General features: G+C 61.1%; 19 protein-coding genes and 2 pseudogenes. 13 read left to right on the plus strand and 8 right to left on the minus strand.

Annotated elements, in window-relative coordinates; all coding sequences use genetic code 11:
- Positions 1-9 precede the first annotated feature (9 nt).
- The 4 genes and pseudogenes from otnI (at position 10) to NKH89_RS29805 (ending at position 3,344) form a co-directional block, all read left to right on the plus strand.
- The gene (gene otnI, locus NKH89_RS29790; protein WP_352910864.1) at positions 10-792 is read left to right on the plus strand and encodes a 2-oxo-tetronate isomerase; all 783 of its coding nucleotides are present in this window, start codon (positions 10-12) and stop codon (positions 790-792) included.
- Positions 789-2,057 carry a 3-oxo-tetronate kinase gene (otnK, locus tag NKH89_RS29795; RefSeq protein WP_023718655.1) on the plus strand — a complete coding sequence of 423 codons (1,269 nt, stop codon included), beginning with the start codon at positions 789-791 and terminating at the stop codon, positions 2,055-2,057. The genes otnI and otnK overlap by 4 nt, the downstream gene beginning before the upstream one ends.
- An 84-nt stretch (positions 2,058-2,141) precedes the next feature.
- Positions 2,142-2,975: an SDR family NAD(P)-dependent oxidoreductase gene (locus tag NKH89_RS29800; protein ID WP_352910866.1), complete on the plus strand. Its 834-nt coding sequence runs from the start codon at positions 2,142-2,144 to the stop codon at positions 2,973-2,975.
- Positions 2,965-3,344: pseudogene (locus tag NKH89_RS29805) on the plus strand (SDR family oxidoreductase). Before NKH89_RS29800 ends, NKH89_RS29805 begins: the two are co-directional and overlap by 11 nt.
- Positions 3,345-3,947: 603 nt before the next feature.
- On the opposite strand, the gene NKH89_RS29810 reads toward NKH89_RS29805, so the two are convergent.
- The 3 genes and pseudogenes from NKH89_RS29810 to NKH89_RS29820 form a co-directional block, all read right to left on the minus strand.
- Positions 3,948-4,733 carry a hypothetical protein gene (locus NKH89_RS29810; protein ID WP_352910918.1) on the minus strand — a complete coding sequence of 262 codons (786 nt, stop codon included), beginning with the start codon at positions 4,731-4,733 and terminating at the stop codon, positions 3,948-3,950.
- Between the two features lie 141 nt (positions 4,734-4,874).
- Positions 4,875-5,176, minus strand: a pseudogene (locus NKH89_RS29815) (recombinase family protein); the annotation flags it as partial.
- A complete protein-coding gene (locus NKH89_RS29820; protein WP_023718660.1) occupies positions 5,146-5,664 on the minus strand; it encodes a recombinase family protein in 519 nt (172 codons plus the stop codon). The gene NKH89_RS29820 and the pseudogene NKH89_RS29815, both read right to left, overlap by 31 nt.
- A gap of 487 nt (positions 5,665-6,151) precedes the next feature.
- On the opposite strand from NKH89_RS29820, the gene NKH89_RS29825 reads away from it, so the two are divergent.
- Entirely contained in the window at positions 6,152-6,391 is a 240-nt protein-coding gene (locus NKH89_RS29825; RefSeq protein ID WP_352910868.1) for a GcrA family cell cycle regulator, read from the plus strand.
- Between the two features lie 85 nt (positions 6,392-6,476).
- On the opposite strand, the gene NKH89_RS29830 is transcribed toward NKH89_RS29825, so the two are convergent.
- The 5 genes from NKH89_RS29830 to NKH89_RS29850 form a co-directional block, all read right to left on the minus strand.
- Complete coding sequence (locus tag NKH89_RS29830; protein ID WP_023718661.1) at positions 6,477-6,899, minus strand: aquaporin; 423 nt, start codon at positions 6,897-6,899, stop codon at positions 6,477-6,479.
- Between the two features lie 602 nt (positions 6,900-7,501).
- Positions 7,502-9,145, minus strand: coding sequence for a chaperonin GroEL (groL, locus tag NKH89_RS29835; protein WP_352910871.1), 1,644 nt, complete (start codon positions 9,143-9,145; stop codon positions 7,502-7,504).
- A gap of 56 nt (positions 9,146-9,201) precedes the next feature.
- Positions 9,202-10,458: a 5-aminolevulinate synthase gene (gene hemA, locus NKH89_RS29840; protein WP_051409649.1), complete on the minus strand. Its 1,257-nt coding sequence runs from the start codon at positions 10,456-10,458 to the stop codon at positions 9,202-9,204.
- A gap of 172 nt (positions 10,459-10,630) precedes the next feature.
- Positions 10,631-10,873: a hypothetical protein gene (locus NKH89_RS29845; protein WP_352910873.1), complete on the minus strand. Its 243-nt coding sequence runs from the start codon at positions 10,871-10,873 to the stop codon at positions 10,631-10,633.
- An 80-nt stretch (positions 10,874-10,953) separates the two neighbouring features.
- On the minus strand, positions 10,954-11,559 hold the full coding sequence (locus NKH89_RS29850; protein WP_352855629.1) for an SCO family protein: 606 nt from the start codon (positions 11,557-11,559) through the stop codon (positions 10,954-10,956).
- 196 nt (positions 11,560-11,755) lie between these two features.
- Here NKH89_RS29850 and NKH89_RS29855 point away from each other — a divergent pair, with 196 nt between their 5' ends.
- From NKH89_RS29855 to NKH89_RS29890, 8 genes are all read left to right on the plus strand, one after another.
- Complete coding sequence (locus NKH89_RS29855; RefSeq protein ID WP_502896955.1) at positions 11,756-12,454, plus strand: carboxypeptidase regulatory-like domain-containing protein; 699 nt, start codon at positions 11,756-11,758, stop codon at positions 12,452-12,454.
- A gap of 90 nt (positions 12,455-12,544) precedes the next feature.
- Complete coding sequence (locus NKH89_RS29860) at positions 12,545-13,690, plus strand: metallophosphoesterase family protein (RefSeq protein WP_023718667.1); 1,146 nt, start codon at positions 12,545-12,547, stop codon at positions 13,688-13,690.
- Positions 13,691-13,701: 11 nt separating this feature from the next.
- Positions 13,702-14,163 carry a c-type cytochrome gene (locus NKH89_RS29865; RefSeq protein ID WP_023718668.1) on the plus strand — a complete coding sequence of 154 codons (462 nt, stop codon included), beginning with the start codon at positions 13,702-13,704 and terminating at the stop codon, positions 14,161-14,163.
- A gap of 145 nt (positions 14,164-14,308) precedes the next feature.
- Positions 14,309-15,751, plus strand: coding sequence for a cbb3-type cytochrome c oxidase subunit I (locus NKH89_RS29870; RefSeq protein ID WP_023718669.1), 1,443 nt, complete (start codon positions 14,309-14,311; stop codon positions 15,749-15,751).
- Positions 15,748-17,412 (plus strand): cbb3-type cytochrome c oxidase subunit II, encoded by a 1,665-nt coding sequence (locus NKH89_RS29875; RefSeq protein WP_023718670.1) that lies wholly within the window; start codon positions 15,748-15,750, stop codon positions 17,410-17,412. Before NKH89_RS29870 ends, NKH89_RS29875 begins: the two co-directional genes overlap by 4 nt.
- Before the next feature lie 151 nt (positions 17,413-17,563).
- Complete coding sequence (locus tag NKH89_RS29880; RefSeq protein WP_023718671.1) at positions 17,564-17,788, plus strand: hypothetical protein; 225 nt, start codon at positions 17,564-17,566, stop codon at positions 17,786-17,788.
- 153 nt (positions 17,789-17,941) lie between these two features.
- Positions 17,942-18,064, plus strand: coding sequence for a hypothetical protein (locus tag NKH89_RS29885; RefSeq protein ID WP_023718673.1), 123 nt, complete (start codon positions 17,942-17,944; stop codon positions 18,062-18,064).
- 30 nt (positions 18,065-18,094) lie between these two features.
- The gene (locus NKH89_RS29890) at positions 18,095-18,823 is read left to right on the plus strand and encodes an urease accessory protein UreH domain-containing protein (protein ID WP_031193909.1); all 729 of its coding nucleotides are present in this window, start codon (positions 18,095-18,097) and stop codon (positions 18,821-18,823) included.
- The last annotated feature ends 31 nt before the right edge of the window (positions 18,824-18,854 follow it).

Raw genomic sequence — 18,854 nt, forward strand, 5'->3', positions numbered from 1 at the left:
TCTCGCCGCATGATACGCTTCGCCGCCAACCTCACCATGATGTTCACGGAATGGTCGTTCCTTGACCGCTTCGAGGCTGCCGCGGAAGCCGGCTTCGGAGCCGTGGAATTCCTGTTCCCCTATGAATTCGCACCCGAAACCGTAGGCAGCCGACTGAGGGCATGCGAACTCGAACTGGCGTTGTTTAATCTTCCTCCCGGAGACTGGGCTGCGGGCGAACGCGGCATCGCTGCCCTGCCGCATCGCTTCGAAGAGTTCCAGTCAGGCGTCGACAAGGCGCTGGACTACGCCCAGGCGACTGGCGTGCGCTCCCTCCACATGATGGCCGGCCTTGCGGACCCGTCAGACGCAGAAGCGTTGAGAAGCTACAGGCGTGCCGTGGACTTCGCCGGATCGAAGCTGGCCGCCCAAGGCCTGAACCTTCTGTTGGAACCGATCAACGGCCGCAGCATGCCCGGTTATTTTCTGAACGACTTTGCGCGTGCCGCAGCATTTATTGAGGAACTCGATCACCCGAACGTCAGGCTTCAGTTCGACGTGTTCCATCGACAGATCATGCATGGTGACATCACCGAGAGCTTCCGGCATCTGCAGCCGCTCATCGGGCACGTCCAGATAGCTGGGGTGCCTGCACGGCACGAGCCGGATACCGGCGAGGTCAACTATCGGCACTTCTTCGAACAGCTTGAGACGAGCAATTATTCCGGTTTCGTCGGCTGCGAGTATCAGCCCGCTGGCGAGACGAAAGCTGGCCTTGGCTGGTTTGCGCCGTATAGGGGGCGCAGGCAGTGACGGTCATTCTCGCAGCCATAGCCGACGACTACACCGGGGCCTCAGATCTTGCGAACACCTGGCGCAAATGCGGCCTTCGAACCGTCCAGACCATAGGAGTCCCGGTCGATAGCCGTCTGTTCGAAACGATTGATGCGCTTGTGGTCTCGCTGAAGATCCGTTCCGTGCCGGCTGTCGATGCGGTCGCAAGTGCGCTCGCCGCCGAGGAATTGCTCCGGCGGATCGGCGCCCGCCACGTCATGTACAAGATTTGCTCGACCTTCGATTCGACCGATGCGGGCAATATCGGTCCGGTTACCGATGCGTTCATGGAGCGGGCTGGACAGGACTGGACCGTGGTTACGCCGGCGTTTCCGGAAACCGGACGCACCGTCTACAAGGGGCACCTGTTCGTCAACGATGTCCCACTCAACGAAAGCGCCTTGCGGCACCATCCTTTGAACCCGATGCATGACGCCAATCTTACGCGTGTTCTTGCGAGGCAATCCAAGCACGCTGTTCACAGTCTCGACTGCCAGACGGTCGCACTTGGCCTGGAAAGCTGCAGAGCGAAGATCGCCGCAATGCCTGGCCGGCGGAAATCGATCATCGCGGACGCCATCCGGGACAGCGATCTCGATGTCCTCGGCCAATTGGCGTCCGGCGGCGCCGTTTCGACGGGTGCGTCCGGACTTGGCTACGGACTCGCAAGGGCCGCTCTGGCCGCACGCCCAGCCCGGGGATCAATGGCTAACCTTGCTGCTGTCGGTGGCCGATCGGCGGTCATTGCCGGCAGCTGTTCCGCCCGGACACTGGAGCAGATCGATGCCGCCGAAAGACATATGCCGGTGCTACGCCTTGATCCGCAGCGCATTGTCTCCGGCGGCGGCGGCGCCGTCGAAGAGGCCCTTGAATTCGCTCGACGGCAGCTCGCGGCTGGGCCAGTGCTCATCGCGTCCTCCGGCAGCCCCGATGCGGTTGCAGCCCTCCAGCGGCAGCACGGCAAGCACGAGGCCGGGCAGACGATCGAGAACGCCTTGGCGGAAATCGCCATCGGGCTCGTCGACGCCGGCGTTCGGCGGCTCGTGGTGGCGGGAGGCGAGACCTCGGGCGCCGTGGTGGACAAGCTGGCGATCGGCTCGTTCGAGGTCGGCGATGAACTTGCCCCCGGCGTCCCGATGCTGCGCACCATCGGATACCCGGGAGGCGAACTGATGATGGCACTCAAATCCGGCAATTTCGGCGACGTAAACTTCTTTGCGGAAGCGCTTGCGAGGCTCGATTGAAAACGAAGAGAGGATACGACGGCCGAAAGGAACGTGGGTCGGGCTGATCCGTCGGTTTCGGCTCTGGCCGCCTGATAGACAGGGTTGCTTTCTCTCTCTGTGAGCGACCCCCGAGCCAGCCGCTTACAATTTAGTACCAACATCAACGATCGGAGAACCATCATGACCAGTAGCTTTGAGGGCAAAACCGTCGTCGTGTCAGGAGCGGCGGGAGGTGTCGGCCGGGCTGCAGTTTCACTTTTCATCGAAAACGGTGCCAAGGTATGCGCAACAGATCTCAACCCGGCCGTCGACGAACTGGAACGAGACTCGCCCGATCATGTCGTCGCGGTTGCCGCTGATGTCACCAAGGTCGCTGACGTCGAGAAAATATTCACGACGGCAGAACAGCGGTTCGGTCCGGTCGACGTGCTCGTCAGCAACGCCGGCTTCATCATTTCGAAGTCCGCTCACGAAACCAGCGAGGATGAGTGGGACGCTGTCATGAATGCGAACGCCAAATCCTTCTTCCTGATGTCGAGGCGCGCGCTGCCTTCGATGCTCGCGCGTGGCCACGGTTCGATCGTCGCGACGGGATCCATTTCAAGCGTCGTCGGCTTGCCGGAACAGGCAGCCTATTGCGCGGCCAAAGGCGCCCTGCTTCAACTGGTACGACAGATGGCCGTAGATTATGCTTCCCGAGGCATCCGTGTGAACGCTGTTGGAGCAGGATCAATCAATACGCCGTTCCTGACTCGCTACCTCGAAGGCCTGGACGACCCAGCCGCAGGCGAGGCGGCCATCAAGAGCGCCCATCCCATTGGCCGCTGGGCCGAACCTAGTGAAATCGCCGATGCCCTTGTCTATCTTGCTGGTCCGAACGCGTCATTCGTGACAGGGCATATCTTGATGGCCGACGGCGGCTACAGTGCCCGGTAGCATCATTGTCATCTCAAGCCTCGCCGGCCTGCGTGGTGGCGAAGGTGCGGGGCAGAACATCAGCTACACCGTCGCCAAGCATGCGCAGGTCGGCGTGGTCTGCGCGGCGGCCCGGGCGCTCGCGCCGCGCGGCATCCGCGTCAATGCCTCAATCCAGGTCCGATCCACAACACGTTCCAGCACGAAATCGAGAACCGCATCAGCGCGATCAGCGGCGTCAATGTCACGGAGGCGGTGAACAAGGCCGTTCCGTTGCAGCGCCACTCCGACCCTGACGAGGTGGCCAGCGTCGCCCTCTATCTGGCATCCTCAATGAGCAGCTACGTTACCGGCCAGGTGCACGTGGTGGATGGTGGCCTGGGGAGTTGACCCGATGCGAGCGGGAACGGCCGATAGTGAACCTCACCATCGGGTGCGCACGACACTCCCATCGCTGACCTTGGATGCAAGAATTCGGAGAGCAAGCCCTGCCTCCCAAATTTGTAGTTGGATGGGCTCTCTATTGCGCGAATGGCTGGAGACGAACGCCTATCTCCCGGTGCGCCCCATCGAGGAGAGAATCGACGGGAGCGAATAGTAGCGATGACGCCGTCCTCATTCGTCTTTCCAAACGACGCACCGCGTTGATCTTCGCGCCGGCGGTCGTCGGCGCTCTAAGAAAGATGGCGTATAACCCGCCGTCCTGCGCGCGTCCGCAACAGTGGACAGTTGTCGCGCGCGGGACGGAGGAAATTCGCCCCCGCCGCGGGCGGTGAACGGGACAGCCGTAGGAGCGTCAGCATAGCGCCGGCCGCAGACCGAGACGCGGGACCGACTGTACAGTCCGCGGCGGTCCGCATTTTTTGCGTCACGATGGAAGCCGACCGGGCGAAATCGCGCACAGTTCCAGTTCTCGACAAGTCCGGCGGCTGATCGGCGACGACGGTCTGCCTTCGGCGACCAAAGGCATTGTCGCCGCTCGACTTATCTCGCTCAGCCGCAGCAACGAAGCCGGAACTGGTGGTTCGATGAGTGGGGGGAAAGGCGGTAGCGCTCTCCCGCTACCACCCTAAACCCACTATCGTACGTAATAGTGGGATCTTGCCTGTGGCGCTCCTCGGCCGCCGCGCGTTCTCCAGCATACCGCGCTTGGGGGAATGTGTTGCCGCCGATGAGGGCGGCAAGCTTGCCTTTGACCTCGATCTCAATATCCTGTCGCGGCCCTTTGGGATGAACCGTCACACAATGAACGAGCGCGCGGAAGCTCTTGACCAGCACGCCCCGATCGTCATCCGCCTCGGCGTGATGAGCTAAGACCGAAGCGAGCTCATCGACCGTTTTGACATACTTCTCTATCGCTGCCGGATGCAGAGTAAGGGTCGATGGCGCCTCTTCAAGACTGGCAAGTTCTGCCTCCGCCTCGATGCGTCGATCTTTCAACTCGGCGATACGCTCTCGGGCGTCGTCATCACCAATAATTCCCTTGACCACCAGGTCAATGCTGCGTTGTCGCTCGGCTTCAATCCGTGCGATCTTTGTCTCAAGGGTGACCCGAACGTTGGACGCACGGGCTGCTAGCCGTTGACGCTCTTCATTATAATTCCGGACGTAGATCTCAATGAGACGCGGGTCCTTCAGCTCGTCACGCATTCCATCCAATACAGCATTCTCCACGCTCCGCAGGTAAACTATGCGACGATTGGGACAGCTGCCGCTCTCACGAACTGTCGAGCAGCGGATTCGTGTTTTGCCAGTCTTGTCGCGATCGTGCACCGACATGCCCGAACCGCAGCAGCCACATCGCAACAGGCCCGAGAGGAGATGCGGTGGCCGACGTTTCACGTTCAATTTCAGACGAGATCTTTCTGTCTTCAAGTCCTGCGCGCGTCGCCATATCTCTTCGTCAACGATACGCAGGTGTGGGACATCAATCGTCTGCCACTGGTCGCGGCTATTCGGACGGGACAGACGCCTGCCCGTATCTGGGTCCTTAACCATCCGAACCTTGTTCCAGACGATGCGCCCAAAATAGAGCTCGTTCAAAATCAGCCCCGCGCCGCGTTGTGCGTTTCCGTTGATGGTAGAGGCGTTCCAACGAGTGCCGCGAGGCGGACAAACCCCTCGCGATTGAGATCTTGTGCGATTTCGCGTGGTGGCCGGCCAGAGGTGTAGGCCGCAAAGATCCGGCGAACTACCTCAGCCTCCTCTTCAACGATCTCCAGTCACCGGGACGCCCAAGAACTGCCCGATACCCGAATGCGCGACCGCCGGCGTGGCGCCCGTCGCGAACCACTCCGGCCATTCCTCGACGTACCTTTTTTGCGCCATCCTCGCGCTGCATCTGGCCCACCAAACCTCGTATTCCGATCAAGATTGCGTCAGCTGTGCCGTCGTGAACAGCTTGGATCTCGATCCCTAGGAATGACAGTCGTTTGTGCAGTCCAGCGAGATCCTCCATGTCGCGCGAAAGGCGATCGAGTGCCTCAACAATGACGACATCAAACTTTCGTTCGCGCGCCGCATCCATCAATCTCATGAGGCCGGCACGGCCAAACATCGAAGCTCCCGAGCGAGCTTTGTCCTCGTAAGCCGCAACCACATCAAGCTGATGCCGTGCTGCATACGCGCGACAAAGGACGATCTGGTCATCGGTGGATTTCTCGTTCTGCAGCTCGGTCGAGAACCGGGCGTAAATGGCTGCGCGTATCATTCACGAACCTCGCCGTTGCAGCCAATTGCTTCGACGACATCCAAGTTAGGTGTCGAAGCAGATAGCCTCACAGCGAGATGATCGCGCCTAGCGTCGGCAATCGCAAGAGCTTCCACGAACTGAACTAACGTGGGATCGAGCGCATGCTCCAACGCCTGACGCATGCAAGCACTTGGCCCCGCAGCATTCCGTTTGTTCTCCGACTGTTTCATCGGAGTGAAGGATGTGAGGCCGTGCGGTGCTAAGGAAGAGGGCCAGGCGCATGGTCGTACAGATCGGATGCGACGACGTGTGAAAAGGACAGCCGCCAGCAAGATCATCTGCTGAGTTTGTTGGACACTTGCCACCTGGATGCGGCCAACCCGCTGATTGTCGATCCGAAGCCATAGGTTCAAATCACGGACTGGCTTCGACCGTTGTCCTAGCTCGCCCCGACGGGTCGCACTGCGGCCGTCAGCCGGCAATTGCTATGAACTAGGAAACCATCATGCCTGAAAATATCAGACTAACTTCGAGAGACGTCCCCCTCATTCAGCTAGGCCTCTATCAGTGCCGCTTCCCGGTGAGCGAAGACCCGTCAGCACCCGGCGGTTATCGTTTTTGTGCTGGGCCAACTTCGCCGGATCGCGTCTACTGCGATCATCACCACAACATTGTGACCGCCGTGGACCCTCGTCGAGCCCGCTCGGGTCTCCACCTCGCTCAACGACGCGTCGCGTCAGTCTGACTGGCGGCGGCCTCCCGGCCAGGCGCTATGCGCCCCAAGGCCTTGGCTACGACCTTTCCGTCGGCTCGGTCTGGCCCATCCTCCCTTATGCCGTCTTCGCCGATGTATCCCCGGTCGCCCGATTGAGAACGACGACTTCTCGCCGAAGCGATCGCTTCGGAATGCCGTCGTAGCCCGACCGGAAGCTCAGTGTGCTTTTGTAGAGGTCGAGGTCCAATCCAACGTCTGGACTCCACTGGAGTGCCTGCACTCGAGAGCGATTGGCTCTGCGGCAGCCGATAAGGACCAAATGCGCCATCTGTAGACCTTCGTTGAGGACTGCGGCGATGTGGGAAACAGGATACAAAGTGGCCCTTGTGGGAGGCGTCCACGGCGTGACGGCCGGATTGAGGTGCGCGCCCGAGAGTGGCCCAATCGCGTAAGCCAGGGCGGTTACAGCGATGCCGAAGCTGAGGCCGATGCCAAGCGACCGAGCCGGCAGCAGCCCGCCAAAACCGCCTGTCACCACTGACGCGCAGCCGAAGACAAGAAGGTGCCGAAAAGCTCGGCGGCGACGCTTTCATGAGCATATCCCCTTGGAATTGTGAGGCCTCACTCTTCACGACTTGGAGCCGAATGCAGTGCGCCGCTGCGGCCATGGACCGGATTTGTTTGCCGCAGCGCAGCGGGTAGCCACTGCGCGCGCGGACAACCGTCCGCCACGACAGTAAGCGGAAGATGCGGCTGTGTGCAGCTAGATCTCTACCGCACACGGACGGATAGGATACCAAGCGACGCGCTTGCCGGGTGGCGTCAGACGCGGTTGGGGGGATTTTTTCGATCGAGACCCGATGATCCTGAACTTCGCGCAGGCCCGCGATAGTCTCGGCCAGAACGCGCGATGCAGCCCGGTCCTCTTTGGACGATAGGCACCCCAAAATTGAACCACCCCGCCTGTCACCGTCACGTCGGAATCGCCGACCGATGATCATGGCTCAGCCGGGAGTGCCTCCAGGAGTTGATCCCGAATACTGCTGTGTTGGCCGCGGTTCGGACGAGTGGGCTTTCTCTAGCAGTCGCCAGCGGCGATCCAGTCCGGACACTTCGGTGCTTCCGCCGCCCGCAATGCGCTCAGAAATCCATATCCATGTCGTGATGATGATGCTCGTGACCGGGAAGCTCCGGCGGCGGCGGGCCAGGCACTTCGGCCACCATGACTTCCGTTGTAAGGAGAAGACCCGCAACCGAGGCCGCGCCCTGGAGCGCCGTTCGCACCACCTTGGCCGGGTCGATGATGCCCTTTGACACCAGATCCCCGTACACGCCCGATTGGGCATCGTAGCCATAGGCGTTGTCGTCGTTTTCGAGGATCCCGGCGATGACGACCGAGCCTTCCAGGCCGGCATTGATCGCGATCTGCCGAGCCGGCCAGGTGATCGCCTTCCTGACGATCGCGATGCCGACCTGCTGGTCCTCGTTGCCGCCCTTGAGCTTCTTAAGCGCCCTGCCGGCGCGCAGCAAGGCGACCCCGCCGCCCGGGAGAATGCCCTCTGCGACCGCGGCTCTTGTCGCGTTCATCGCGTCATCGATGCGATCCTTCTTTTCCCTGACCTCGACTTCGGTGGCACCGCCGACCCGGATCACGGCGACGCCACCGGCGAGCCTGGCCAGCCGCTCCTGGAGCTCCTCGCGGTCGTAATCGGAGGTGGTTTCCGCAAGCTCGAGCTTGATCTCAGCGATGCGGGCCTCGATGCTTGCCCGCTTGCCGGCGCCGCCGACGATCGTGGTGTTTGCCTTGTCGATCATCACCTTCTTGGTGCGCCCGAGCATATCGAGGGAAGCATGCTCGAGCTTGATGCCCAAATCCTCCGAGATCACCGTTCCGCCGGCCATCAGCGCGAGATCCTGCAGCATCGCCTTGCGGCGGTTTCCGTAGGCCGGCGCCTTGACTGCTGCAACCTTGAGAGCGCCGCGCAACTTGTTGACCACCAGCGCCGCAATCACCTCACGCTCGACATCCTCGGCGATGATGAGCAGCGGCTTGCCGGCCTGCACCACCTTCTCCAGCAGCGGCAGTATTTCGTTCAGGCTGGACAGTTTCTTCTCACTGATGAGGACATAGGCATCCTGCATCTCGACCCGCATCTTTGCGCGATTGGTGATGAAATGGGGCGAGATGTAGCCGCGGTCGAACTGCATGCCCTCGACGAATTCGAGTTCGGTTTCGAGCGACGTCCCGTCCTCGACAGTGATCAGGCCGTCATTGCCGACCCTTTTCATGGCGTCGGCTAGGCAGCGGCCAATCTCCCTATCGCCGTTGGCCGAGATGGTGCCGACTTGCGCAATTTCGACGTTCGAGGTGACCTTCGTGGCGTTGTTCTTGAGTTCCGCGACGACGGCTTCGACCGCGAGATCGATGCCGCGCTTCAGGTCCATGGGATTCATGCCGGCGGCCACCGCCTTGGCGCCCTCCCGGACGATCGCATGCGCGATCACGACGGCGGTGGTCGTGCCGTCGCCGGCCTGATAGGAAGTTCTTGTTGCGATCTCGCGCACCATATGGGCGCCCATGTTCTCGAACTTGTTGTCGAGTTCGATTTCTCTGGCGACGGTCACGCCGTCCTTCGTGACCCGCGGCGCGCCGTGCTCCCTACCGATCGCGACGTTGCGCCCTAGCGGGCCAAGCGTGACGCTCACCGCATTCGCCAGGGTGTCAATGCCGCGCAGCATTCTGTCGCGAGCCTCGAACGAGAACATGATTTCCTTGGCAGCCATTTCCTTGAACCTTAAGACCCGGAACGTCCGGGCAACGGCGAAGCTTCATTCGCCGCTCAGGCGAGATTGTCGCGTGGCAGCCCGAGCCGATTCCAGACATCGAACAGAGCTGCCGCGAGCCGATCAATCATGATGTCCTCATGACAGGGTGTCGGCGTGATGCGCAGCCGCTCAGTTCCCTTCGCCACGGTCGGATAATTGATCGGCTGGATATAGATGCCGTGCTCGCTCAGGAGCAGGTCGCTCGCCGCTTTGCAATGCGCCGGATCGCCGACAGCCACCGGAACGATATGGGTGTCGCCCAGGATGACCGGCAGCGCAGCGGCCCCTAGCGCCGCCTTGACCCGCCGGACGCGGTCCTGCTGGCGCTTGCGCTCCCACTGCGAGGCTTTCAGATGCCTGATCGCCGCTGTGGCCGCGGCGCAGATCGCCGGCGGCAACGCGGCGGTGAAGATGAAACCCGGAGCATAGGAACGAATCGCATCGATCAGCACAGCACTTCCCGTGATATAGCCGCCGAGGCAGCCGAAAGCCTTGGCGAGCGTGCCTTCGATCACATCGATCCGGTTCATGGCGCCGTCGCGCGCAGCGATGCCGGCGCCGCGGGGGCCGTAAATGCCCACAGCATGGACCTCGTCGAGATAGGTCATTGCGCCGTAACGATCGGCGATGTCGCAAATGCGATTGATTGGCGCGACGTCGCCGCCCATCGAATAGAGACTTTCGAAGACGATGAGTTTTGGCCGATCCGGACCCGCCGCCTTCAACAATTCCTCGAGATGATCGACGTCGTTATGGCGGAAGATGCTCTTCTCCTTACCGGACTGGCGGATGCCCTCGATCATCGAATTGTGGTTGAGCGCATCGGACAGGATCAGACAACCGGGGATCAGCTTGGCGATGGTCGAGATGCCAGTCTGGTTCGAAACATAGCCGGACGTGAGGACCAGTGCCGCCTCCTTGCCGTGGAGATCGGCAAGCTCGCCCTCGAGCTCTACGCGCGGATGGCTGGTGCCGGAGATATTGCGCGTCCCGCCGGCCCCCGTTCCCAGGCGGGTAGCAGTCTCCACCATGGCGGCGACCACCTTTGGGTGTTGCCCCATCCCGAGATAGTCGTTGGAGCACCAGATCACGACGTCCTTCGGTCCACGCGGGGAATGCCACACGGCATTGGGAAAGCGTCCGGCGATGCGCTCCAGGTCCGCGAACACACGGTAGCGCCATTCCCCCTGCAGACGCGCGATCGCATCCGCAAAGAAACCGTCATAACTCGTAATGCCTGGCTCCAAGATACCGCCTTGCCCATCGGCCATATCGCCCGCATCTCCGGTCATCGGAGGTCCAAATCGTCGCGGCGCAATGACGTTCTTTACGCCGCCAGATTTGCCGGTGTGCAACGCTGTGGGTTCCGCCATCGCCGATTCCCCTGCTTGCATACGAATTATGTCGAAGCGCGATCCACGCCGATCCCGCTCGCATCGTTCCTCACGACCCGCGTTCAGGAAGGTCGAAGTTGAGCTGCAACATTCGCGCTATGTTTTTCAGAATCGTCTCGCAGACCTTATCTTGATTAGGATCCAGATATTTGACAGTCCAGTTTGCCCCGTTCTCCTTGGTTTCGAGCCGCTGAATCACAAAATCGGTGACGTCCCCGCATCCCGGCTCCTTATGAAGATCCGCGAGGATCAATGCCTTAAGCTCCGAAGCTTCCTTTGTATGTCTTTGCATGGCCGCTCTCCTTCCGGAAGACAACTTTCTATGGATCGATCAACTGCATAATCGTGATCTGCGTCATCCCAGGGATCGTGTCATCGCACCAGTTCACCCAACCTAGCGGCAATGCCGCTGCTTGGTGTGTCAGAGTCTAGCCCCTCCACGAATTGCCCCTGTGGGTTCATGATGTAGATGTAGGTGCCGTGATCCATTAGGTAGTCGTCACCGCCCGCTTCGCCCTGGCGCGCCACGCCGTAGGCGCCATATGCCTCCGAAACCGCAGCGATTTGTTGTGCGCTGCCGGTCAGCCCTACGATGCGCGGATCGAACGCCGCGGTAAAGCTTCCCATCACCTCAGGCGTGTCGCGTTCGGGATCGACGGTGATGAAGAGCGGTTGCAGTTTTGCGGCGTCGGGGCCGAGTTCCTCAATCGCCGCGGCGATTTCGGACAGAGTCGTCGGACAGATGTCGGGACAAGACGTATAGCCGAAGAAAACCAGCAGCCATTTGCCGCGATAAGTCTCATCGGTGACCGTCGTTCCGTCCGGCGCCGTGAGCGTGAATGGGCCACCGACCGTCACAGGCGCCGTGTCAGTTCGCACGAGCGGTTGGCAGATCGACAGGGCCGCTGCGAATATGATGCAGAAGAGGGGATGCGGACCGTAGGCCCAGGGGCGGAGGAGTCGATGCCGTCGCTTCATCAAGGACCTCCGGCACTTCGAGAATGACGCGCCAAAACCCCCGCGTGTGTTTGTGATTAACAAACTCGCCTAAATCAACCCACTTTATCATATTTTGTTGCTGGACGGCTAGACATGGCACTGGTTTGGCTCTATTTTTGAGAGTTGCCCCTCATCTCTCTTGAAGGAGGTGGCTTTTATGATGATTCGCGAATTGATGAGCGGACTAGCGGCGATCTCTTTCGTTGCGATAATGTCCGCGTCTGCGCAAGCCTACGAAGTGGGTCCGGTCACGGGAGGCGGAACGATCGAGGGTACGATCGTCTACCGCGGCGACGTGCCGACAACAAAGATCATCCCCACCAAGAATATCGAGGTGTGCGGCGACCCCCGCGAGGAGCCGCTGATCGAAGTCGGCAGCAATCAGGCCGTGCTGAACGCGGCGGTGCAGCTGGTCGACGTGGCACAGGGAAAGGCCTGGCCGCAGCCCGGAAAGCTGCCTGAACTTAACAACCTCAAATGTCGCTTTGAGCCCGCGGTGCAGATGATACCGGCCGGTTCGTTGGAGGTGGTCAACAGCGACCCAGTGCTCCACAACACCCACGGCTATTATGGCAAGCGCACCGCCTTCAACCTGGCGCTGCCCAATAAGGGCCAGCGCATACCGGTCGAACTGAAGCGTGCCGGCACTGTCCGCATCGATTGCGACGCGCATGGCTGGATGGAGGGCTGGGTCTATGTGGTGGACAATCCCTACTACGCGGTCACCGGCGCCGATGGCAAATTCAGCATAACCGATGTTCCGCCGGGGGACTACAAGCTCGTGGCGATCCATCCCTTCACCGGGCCCATCGAGCAGCCCGTCACGGTAGAGGAGAATAAGGCCACCAGTCTGACGATTGAACTGAAAAAATAACAAAATGGGCGACCCACTGATTCAACAGGGTCGCGTTCCTGCGAGAAGACCGACGCTTTAAGAAACGGTCTGCACTGAGGAGGAACCCTGATGTCTGACGAGCTTGACCGCATTCGGCGCGAAATGCATGCGGTGCTGCAGCAGCCTGGCGTACGCCCCGACGACTCGCTCCAAATCACCCGCCGCACCTTCATTCACAGATCGCTGCTGTTCGGCGCTGCTTCCGTCGGCCAGACCTTCGCGTGGTGGCCGCTGCTCAACACCATCGACGTCGCTCACGCCGCCGAAGCGCCCTTCAAGTTTGCCTGGATTTCGGACACCCATCTCTACGAGAGATCGCTCAACACGCGCTTCGTCGACAAGGTGGTGCGCGCCGTGCAAGAGGTCCAGGCCATGGATCCGCCGGCCGACTTCCTGATCTTCGGCGGCGACCTGGCCCAGCTCGGAAAGATCGAGGAACTTGAGCTTGGCGTTGAGCTCCTCAAGGATCTGACGATCAAGAAATACTACATCCCGGGCGAGCATGACTGGTATCTGGATATGGGCCAGAAGTGGGGCGAGTTGTTCGGCCAACCCAACTGGACCTTCGATCACAAGGGCGTGCGCTTCATTGGGCTCGATACGGTCAGCCGGGGACCGGACTACTGGACAGCGAAGAAGATGACGCCAGAGGAGCGCATGGGCCATATGGCTACCCTCGACGGCACGGTTGCCGGCGCGTGGGCCGGCGTCGGCCGCGACCAGCTCGACTGGATGCAGAAGACACTCGCCGACTGGGATAAGTCCAAACCGATCGTCATCTTCAGCCATAATCCGCTGTACGAGTACTACCCGCCCTGGAACTTCTGGGTGCGCGACTGGCGCGAAGTGAATGACGTGCTGAAGCCTTATACCAAGGTCACCAACATCCACGGTCACGTGCACCAGGTGCTCTACAACGAGATCGGCAGCATGCGCTCGATCGGCATGCTGGCGACCTCCTGGCCGTGGCCGTATGCGCCGGAAGGCTTGCCCAAGCTTACCAAGCCGATGATCCGTGTCGATCCGGGCGATCCCTTCGACGGGGTCGGTTGGGAAACCGTGAACGTCAACGCCGACGATAAGGTCGATGTCGAGTACATCATGTGGGGCCGCAAGGAGGTGTTCGTCCAGTCGCCGGAGGACCACGACAAGAGCATTGCGGAGGTCATACGGTCACGCATCGCCGACAAACAGTACCCATGGGCAAATCCATAACGGTGGTGGCTATGATAAACACATCGACATTCCTCTGCATTCTGAGGCGTTCCATCGTCGCCGGAGCAGTCGTCGCAGCTGCCGTCGTCGGGCCGGCCAGTGCCAACAAGGATCCGGTAACGCCAAAGCAGCTGAAACTCTATCAAGAAGCGTTCATGGAGGAGGTCAGGAAAGGAGACCTCCTGTTCCATGGTGATGCGGCGATGAAGGAGCAGTTGGGCGTCAAGCTGTCGACCACCGGGTGGGCCTGCGCCATGTGCCATCCGATGGCCTCCGATACCCACCCGCAGGCGTTCCCGAAATTCCAGGCGTCGATGGCCAAGTTCGCGACACTGCGCGACATGATCAACTGGTGCATCGAGAAACCGAGCCAGGGCGAGAAGATCGATCCCGAATCGGAGGCGATGAAGGCGCTCGAGGCGTACATCACCTGGTCGAACAGCGGCTCGGTGTTGGTGCCAGGCAAATACTAGTCTCGTCGATAGCCGGGGCACCGGCTTCAGGGAGCGCGAAGCGAGTCCGCCATCGGAGTGACACCTCGATGGGGAACGGTGGGCTTAAAGCAGTCGTGCGGCCCTTGAACCGCGCGGGGAGGGCCATGCGTTGGCAGAGACTGCGATGGAGCTGCGCGGCAAGTTCGCGAATGTGGACCTGGATGCGCTGGTCGACAAACGGGTCGTGCGGACCTGGCTTTATTTCGGCATGTTCTGGCTGATGGTGACGCCATCCGTCGGCGTCATGATCTCGGGCACCTTCAACTACCCCGACTATCTCGGATCGGGGAACCTCGAGCTCACCTTCGGCCGGCTGCGCCCGGTCCACGTCAACGGTGTCATCTTCGGCGCCTTCTCGACGCTTTTCATCGGCCTTTGCTACTATCTCGTGCCGCGTCTGTCGGGGGTGCGGGTGATATGGTCGGAGTGGTCGGTTCTTCTCGCATGGGTCTGGAACGTCGCAACGCTTGCCGGTTTGGTCGGCTTGCTGCTCGGCGACAGTGACGGTTTGGAAGCCGGAGAGCTTCCGCTCTACGCGAAGGTCGCATTCTTCATCGTGGTGGCTGTTGCTACCGCGCAGTTCCTGATCACGATCAGTCGAAGGCTGGAGCCGGCGATCTATGTCGCGCTATGGTACCTGATCGCCACTTTCGTGTGGACGACGATGAACTTCGTGCTTGGAAGCTTCATCCTGCCATACACGATCTCGGGCATCAACAGCGCCGCCTTCCATGGCCTCTATCTCCACTACATCGTCGGGCTGTGGATAACGCCCGCGGGCTACGTGATCATCTACTATTTCCTGCCGGTCAGCGCGCGAAATCCGCTCTATGCCCATAAGCTCTCGCTGGTAGGCTTCTGGTCCCTGGCACTGTTCTACCCGTTCGTCGGCATCCACCATTACCTCTACAGCCCGATCGCGGACTGGGCCGAGACCTTGGCCGTCGTCACGTCGATGCTGCTGATCATTCCGGTGTGGACGGTGCTGGTGAACTTCTTCGGCACCATGATGGGCAGGTGGCATGAGTTCGGCAGGAACTTGCCGGCGAAGTTCCTGATCATGGGCTCGCTCATGTATCTCGTCGGCTGCTTCCAGGGCTCGACCGAGGCGCTGCGGCAGCTGCAGCAGCCGACCCATTTCACCGATTTCGTCATCTCGCATTCGCATCTCACCGTGTTCGGCACCTTCGTCGTCTGGGCGATGGGGGGCCTCCTCTATACTTGGCCGCGGCTGTTCGGGCGCGAACTCTGGTCCTTCAAGCTCGGCAACTGGTCGTTCTGGCTGATCACCGTCGGCATCACGACCATGGGCCTGGTCCTCACAGCCGGCGGGCTGCAGCAGGGTTATCAATGGATGAATGGGGTCGAATGGCTCGACTCGCTCGTCTGGGTGAAGCCCTACTGGCTGGCGCGGACCCTGGCAGGCATCAGCATGGATATCGGTATGTCGCTGCTGGTGGTGAATCTGATGCTGACCGCACTGACCAGCCCGGCGGCTGAGGCGCGACGCGCCCGCGGGCCGGTGGAGGCGCCTATCCCGGCCCCGGCGGGAGGGCCCGCGCAGTGAACGTTCGCTTCTTCGCGCTGTTCGCCGGCGTCTTCTGCATCACCCTTGCGGTGATCACGCAGGGCGTGCTGCCCTTCGTGGAGCCGTCCTCGCGAACTACGCGCGTGACCTCGGTGGTGCGCACGGATTTCGGCCAGCTGAAATGGACGGTTTCAGAAGCGACGGACTACACCGAGCAGCAGCGTCGCGGCCGCAACATTTACCTGCGCGAAGGCTGCTGGTACTGCCATTCGCAATTCGTGCGGCCGGTGACCGGCGAGATCCGCCGCTGGGGACCGGTCAGCGAGGCGGGCGAATACGCCTATGACGTGCCGCACCTGTTAGGCACACGCCGGATCGGACCGGACCTGACGCGCGTCGGCCTGAAATACAGCGACGAATGGCACCTGGCGCACTTCTACAATCCGCGGATGCTGGTGCCGGACTCGATAATGGCGCCGTATCGCGGCCTCTTCCACGAGCCCGATGCAGCCGTCCGTATCGTTGACGACGGCGCTGGCAATCGGACCCTGGAAAGGACAGAGGTCACCAAAGGCCTGTTCGACTTCGACAGCAAGCAAGCGATCCAGCTGACGCCCAATGCGTACGGGTTGCTGTTCGTGCCGCTGAAGGCGCGCGAAAGAAAGCCGATCATCCTGACGCCGAACGACGAATACACAGGCGAAACCGTCAGCATCGCGGCGGAGACGGAATCGCTGGCGGCGCTTGTTTCCTACGTCCAGAAGCTCGGCACGAACCGGGGTAAATGGCGCGATCTTTTCGAGCCGCAAAGCCTGGAGGTCATGGATGCGACGATGCCGCGCTCCGAGGAATGGATTGCTTATGGCAAGGAAGTCTATGAGCGCCGCTGCATCGGTTGCCACGGTGCCAAAGGCGACGGCAACGGGCCGGCCGCCACCTTTATGTTTAACCAGCGGCCCAGGAATTTCACGTCCGCAGTCTTCAAGTTCAGATTGACAAAGGAGCCCCTGCCCACGGACGGCGACATGCTGCGCACCATTACTCGCGGCATCCGCGGCACGGCAATGCCCCCTTGGTACGAACTGCCGCTCAACGATCGCCTGGCGGTGATCCAGTACATTAAGTATGAGCTAGCGGTTGACCGTTCCAATCCCGCCAGTCCTTACGCTTTCTTCGTCGAGGAACCGCCTGGCCCACCGTTGTATATCGGGCGCCCGCCGACCCCGTCCCAGACGATGCTGGACCGTGGCAAGGAGGTTTGGCAGGTGGCGAAGTGCTGGGAGTGCCACGGCCAAGCTGGCAAGGGCGACGGCGAGAAGGCGGCGGGCCTTAAGGATGATATCGGGTTCGCCACCGTGCCGGCCGACCTCACCAGCGGCCAGTTCAAGTCTGGCCCGGCCGTCGAAGACATCTTCCGGACGATAACTACCGGCCTCAGCGGCACGCCGATGCCGTCCTATCGGGATGCCTTTCCGGACGAGGACCGGTGGGCGCTTTCCTATTTCGTGGTGGCGCTTTCCGCCTATAAAGACCCGCTCTCGCTGCAGCCGCTGTCGATCAAGAAGGAGACCCGCGCGGCGCTGAACGATCTGAAACTGGTCGCTGACAAGCCGGAGCGAGCCTATGTGCCCGATCCGTCGGTGCCGGCGTCCGGCCCGCCAGCTCCGCCTGGCGAGGAACAGGCGCCCACCGGAGGTTAGCGCATGCTCGGTTTTGAAGTCACCGGACCCTATGCGGGCGCCATGCTGATGAGCCTGGCGGCCCTGTTCTTGTTCATCTGGGGCGTCCTATCCGGCGCGTTGAGCGGCACCGATAAAGCCGCCAACGGGTTTTTTGAAAGGGAAATGGAGAATGAGCGATCTGCAGAGCAGCGATCCGGAGAGCCCGACGCATCCGGAACTGGATGTGCGTCAAAGCTCGCACCCTGAACTGGAGGACTATGCCGGCGGCCTGATACAGGCGCGTGTGGGATTCATTCCGCTATGGCTTCTCGTCGTCTACGTGCTGCTGTTCGCCTGGGGGCTGTACTACATGTATGTTTATTGGGGCGGGCTCGGGCCCGGCCGTCTGTTCTAAGTAGACGGTCGCAAGGGCTAGCAAGACAGGAGTGATGGAGACGATGATAGCCAAAATTCTCCTTGGGGTCGCCGCATTGAACCTCCTTTTCCTGTGCTTCGAGGTGGCGATAAACGTGCTTCGTCTTTATTTCGGCTGACATAGGAGCAGCGGATGCTACATGATACCGTCTTCAAGCTTGCTGACGCCGGCTTGCCGCAGATGCTTGGCTTCCTCATCTATGGCGGCTGCACCGTCGGCTTTATCCTCTTTCTTTTGTATCTTGTGCGGCAATAGCGCCGCGTCCGCGCCACTGCGCAAACGCCAATGATGTACTACCTCGTGATCTTCGCCGCTGGATTTGCAGGCAGCTTTCATTGCATCGGCATGTGCGGCGGCTTTGCCTGCGCGCTGGGCCGCGATCAGCGAGGGGGAGGCGCAACCGTCCTTCGCCACCTGCTCTATAATACCGGCCGATTGACAACCTATTGCTTTCTGGGCGGGCTCGCGGGCGCGATCGGTCAGGTCATCTGCACCACGCAAGGGCTAACGGCGGCGCCGCTCTTGAACGGCTCCCTCGACATCGCCCAACGAATTCTCGCGATCGTCGCTGGCCTGCTCATGATTGCCATGGCGTTGCAGTTCTTCGGCTTGCTGCAGGTCTTTCATCGCCTTGCGATCGGATTTGGCGGCAGCACATTTGCATTGTCCCTGCGCGGTCTGTTGACGGCCCGGAGCAGCGCCGCACCGCTCGCCTTTGGCGTTTTCAACGGCTTCCTGCCATGTCCCTTGGTCTATGCCTTCGCCGCTCAGGCGGCGAGCACCGCCGGAGCGCTTCCCGGGTTTCTCGTCATGGCATCGTTCGGACTGGGAACCTTCCCCGCGATGTTGATGATGGGCGGCGTTGGCCGGATACTCGGGCCAGCCTGGCGGCGGCGCGGCGTGCGGCTGGCTGGTGGCTTTATTCTTTTGCTCGGTCTCATCACGCTCGGCCGTGGTCTCCTGCCTTCCGACGCGCATATCGGCCTTGCCTGGCCGGGCGGGCATCCCGCATGACTGCGCATGGCGATATCCTCTGTAGCCATTG

Source organism: Mesorhizobium sp. M0923, assembly GCF_040319365.1.
Taxonomy (GTDB): Bacteria; Pseudomonadota; Alphaproteobacteria; order Rhizobiales; family Rhizobiaceae; genus Mesorhizobium.

Excerpts from the sequence above, each read along its gene's own strand:
- otnI (WP_352910864.1), top strand. The coding sequence starts at position 10 with ATGATACGCTTCGCCGCCAACCTCACCATGATGTTCACGGAATGGTCG.
- NKH89_RS29810 (WP_352910918.1), bottom strand. The coding sequence starts at position 4,733 with ATGTCGGTGCACGATCGCGACAAGACTGGCAAAACACGAATCCGCTGC.
- NKH89_RS29820 (WP_023718660.1), bottom strand. The coding sequence starts at position 5,664 with ATGATACGCGCAGCCATTTACGCCCGGTTCTCGACCGAGCTGCAGAAC.
- NKH89_RS29825 (WP_352910868.1), top strand. The coding sequence starts at position 6,152 with ATGCCTGAAAATATCAGACTAACTTCGAGAGACGTCCCCCTCATTCAG.
- groL (WP_352910871.1), bottom strand. The coding sequence starts at position 9,145 with ATGGCTGCCAAGGAAATCATGTTCTCGTTCGAGGCTCGCGACAGAATG.
- hemA (WP_051409649.1), bottom strand. The coding sequence starts at position 10,458 with ATGGCCGATGGGCAAGGCGGTATCTTGGAGCCAGGCATTACGAGTTAT.
- NKH89_RS29845 (WP_352910873.1), bottom strand. The coding sequence starts at position 10,873 with ATGCAAAGACATACAAAGGAAGCTTCGGAGCTTAAGGCATTGATCCTC.
- NKH89_RS29850 (WP_352855629.1), bottom strand. The coding sequence starts at position 11,559 with ATGAAGCGACGGCATCGACTCCTCCGCCCCTGGGCCTACGGTCCGCAT.
- NKH89_RS29855 (WP_502896955.1), top strand. The coding sequence starts at position 11,756 with ATGAGCGGACTAGCGGCGATCTCTTTCGTTGCGATAATGTCCGCGTCT.
- NKH89_RS29860 (WP_023718667.1), top strand. The coding sequence starts at position 12,545 with ATGTCTGACGAGCTTGACCGCATTCGGCGCGAAATGCATGCGGTGCTG.
- NKH89_RS29865 (WP_023718668.1), top strand. The coding sequence starts at position 13,702 with ATGATAAACACATCGACATTCCTCTGCATTCTGAGGCGTTCCATCGTC.
- NKH89_RS29870 (WP_023718669.1), top strand. The coding sequence starts at position 14,309 with ATGGAGCTGCGCGGCAAGTTCGCGAATGTGGACCTGGATGCGCTGGTC.
- NKH89_RS29880 (WP_023718671.1), top strand. The coding sequence starts at position 17,564 with ATGAGCGATCTGCAGAGCAGCGATCCGGAGAGCCCGACGCATCCGGAA.
- NKH89_RS29885 (WP_023718673.1), top strand. The coding sequence starts at position 17,942 with ATGCTACATGATACCGTCTTCAAGCTTGCTGACGCCGGCTTGCCGCAG.
- NKH89_RS29890 (WP_031193909.1), top strand. The coding sequence starts at position 18,095 with ATGATGTACTACCTCGTGATCTTCGCCGCTGGATTTGCAGGCAGCTTT.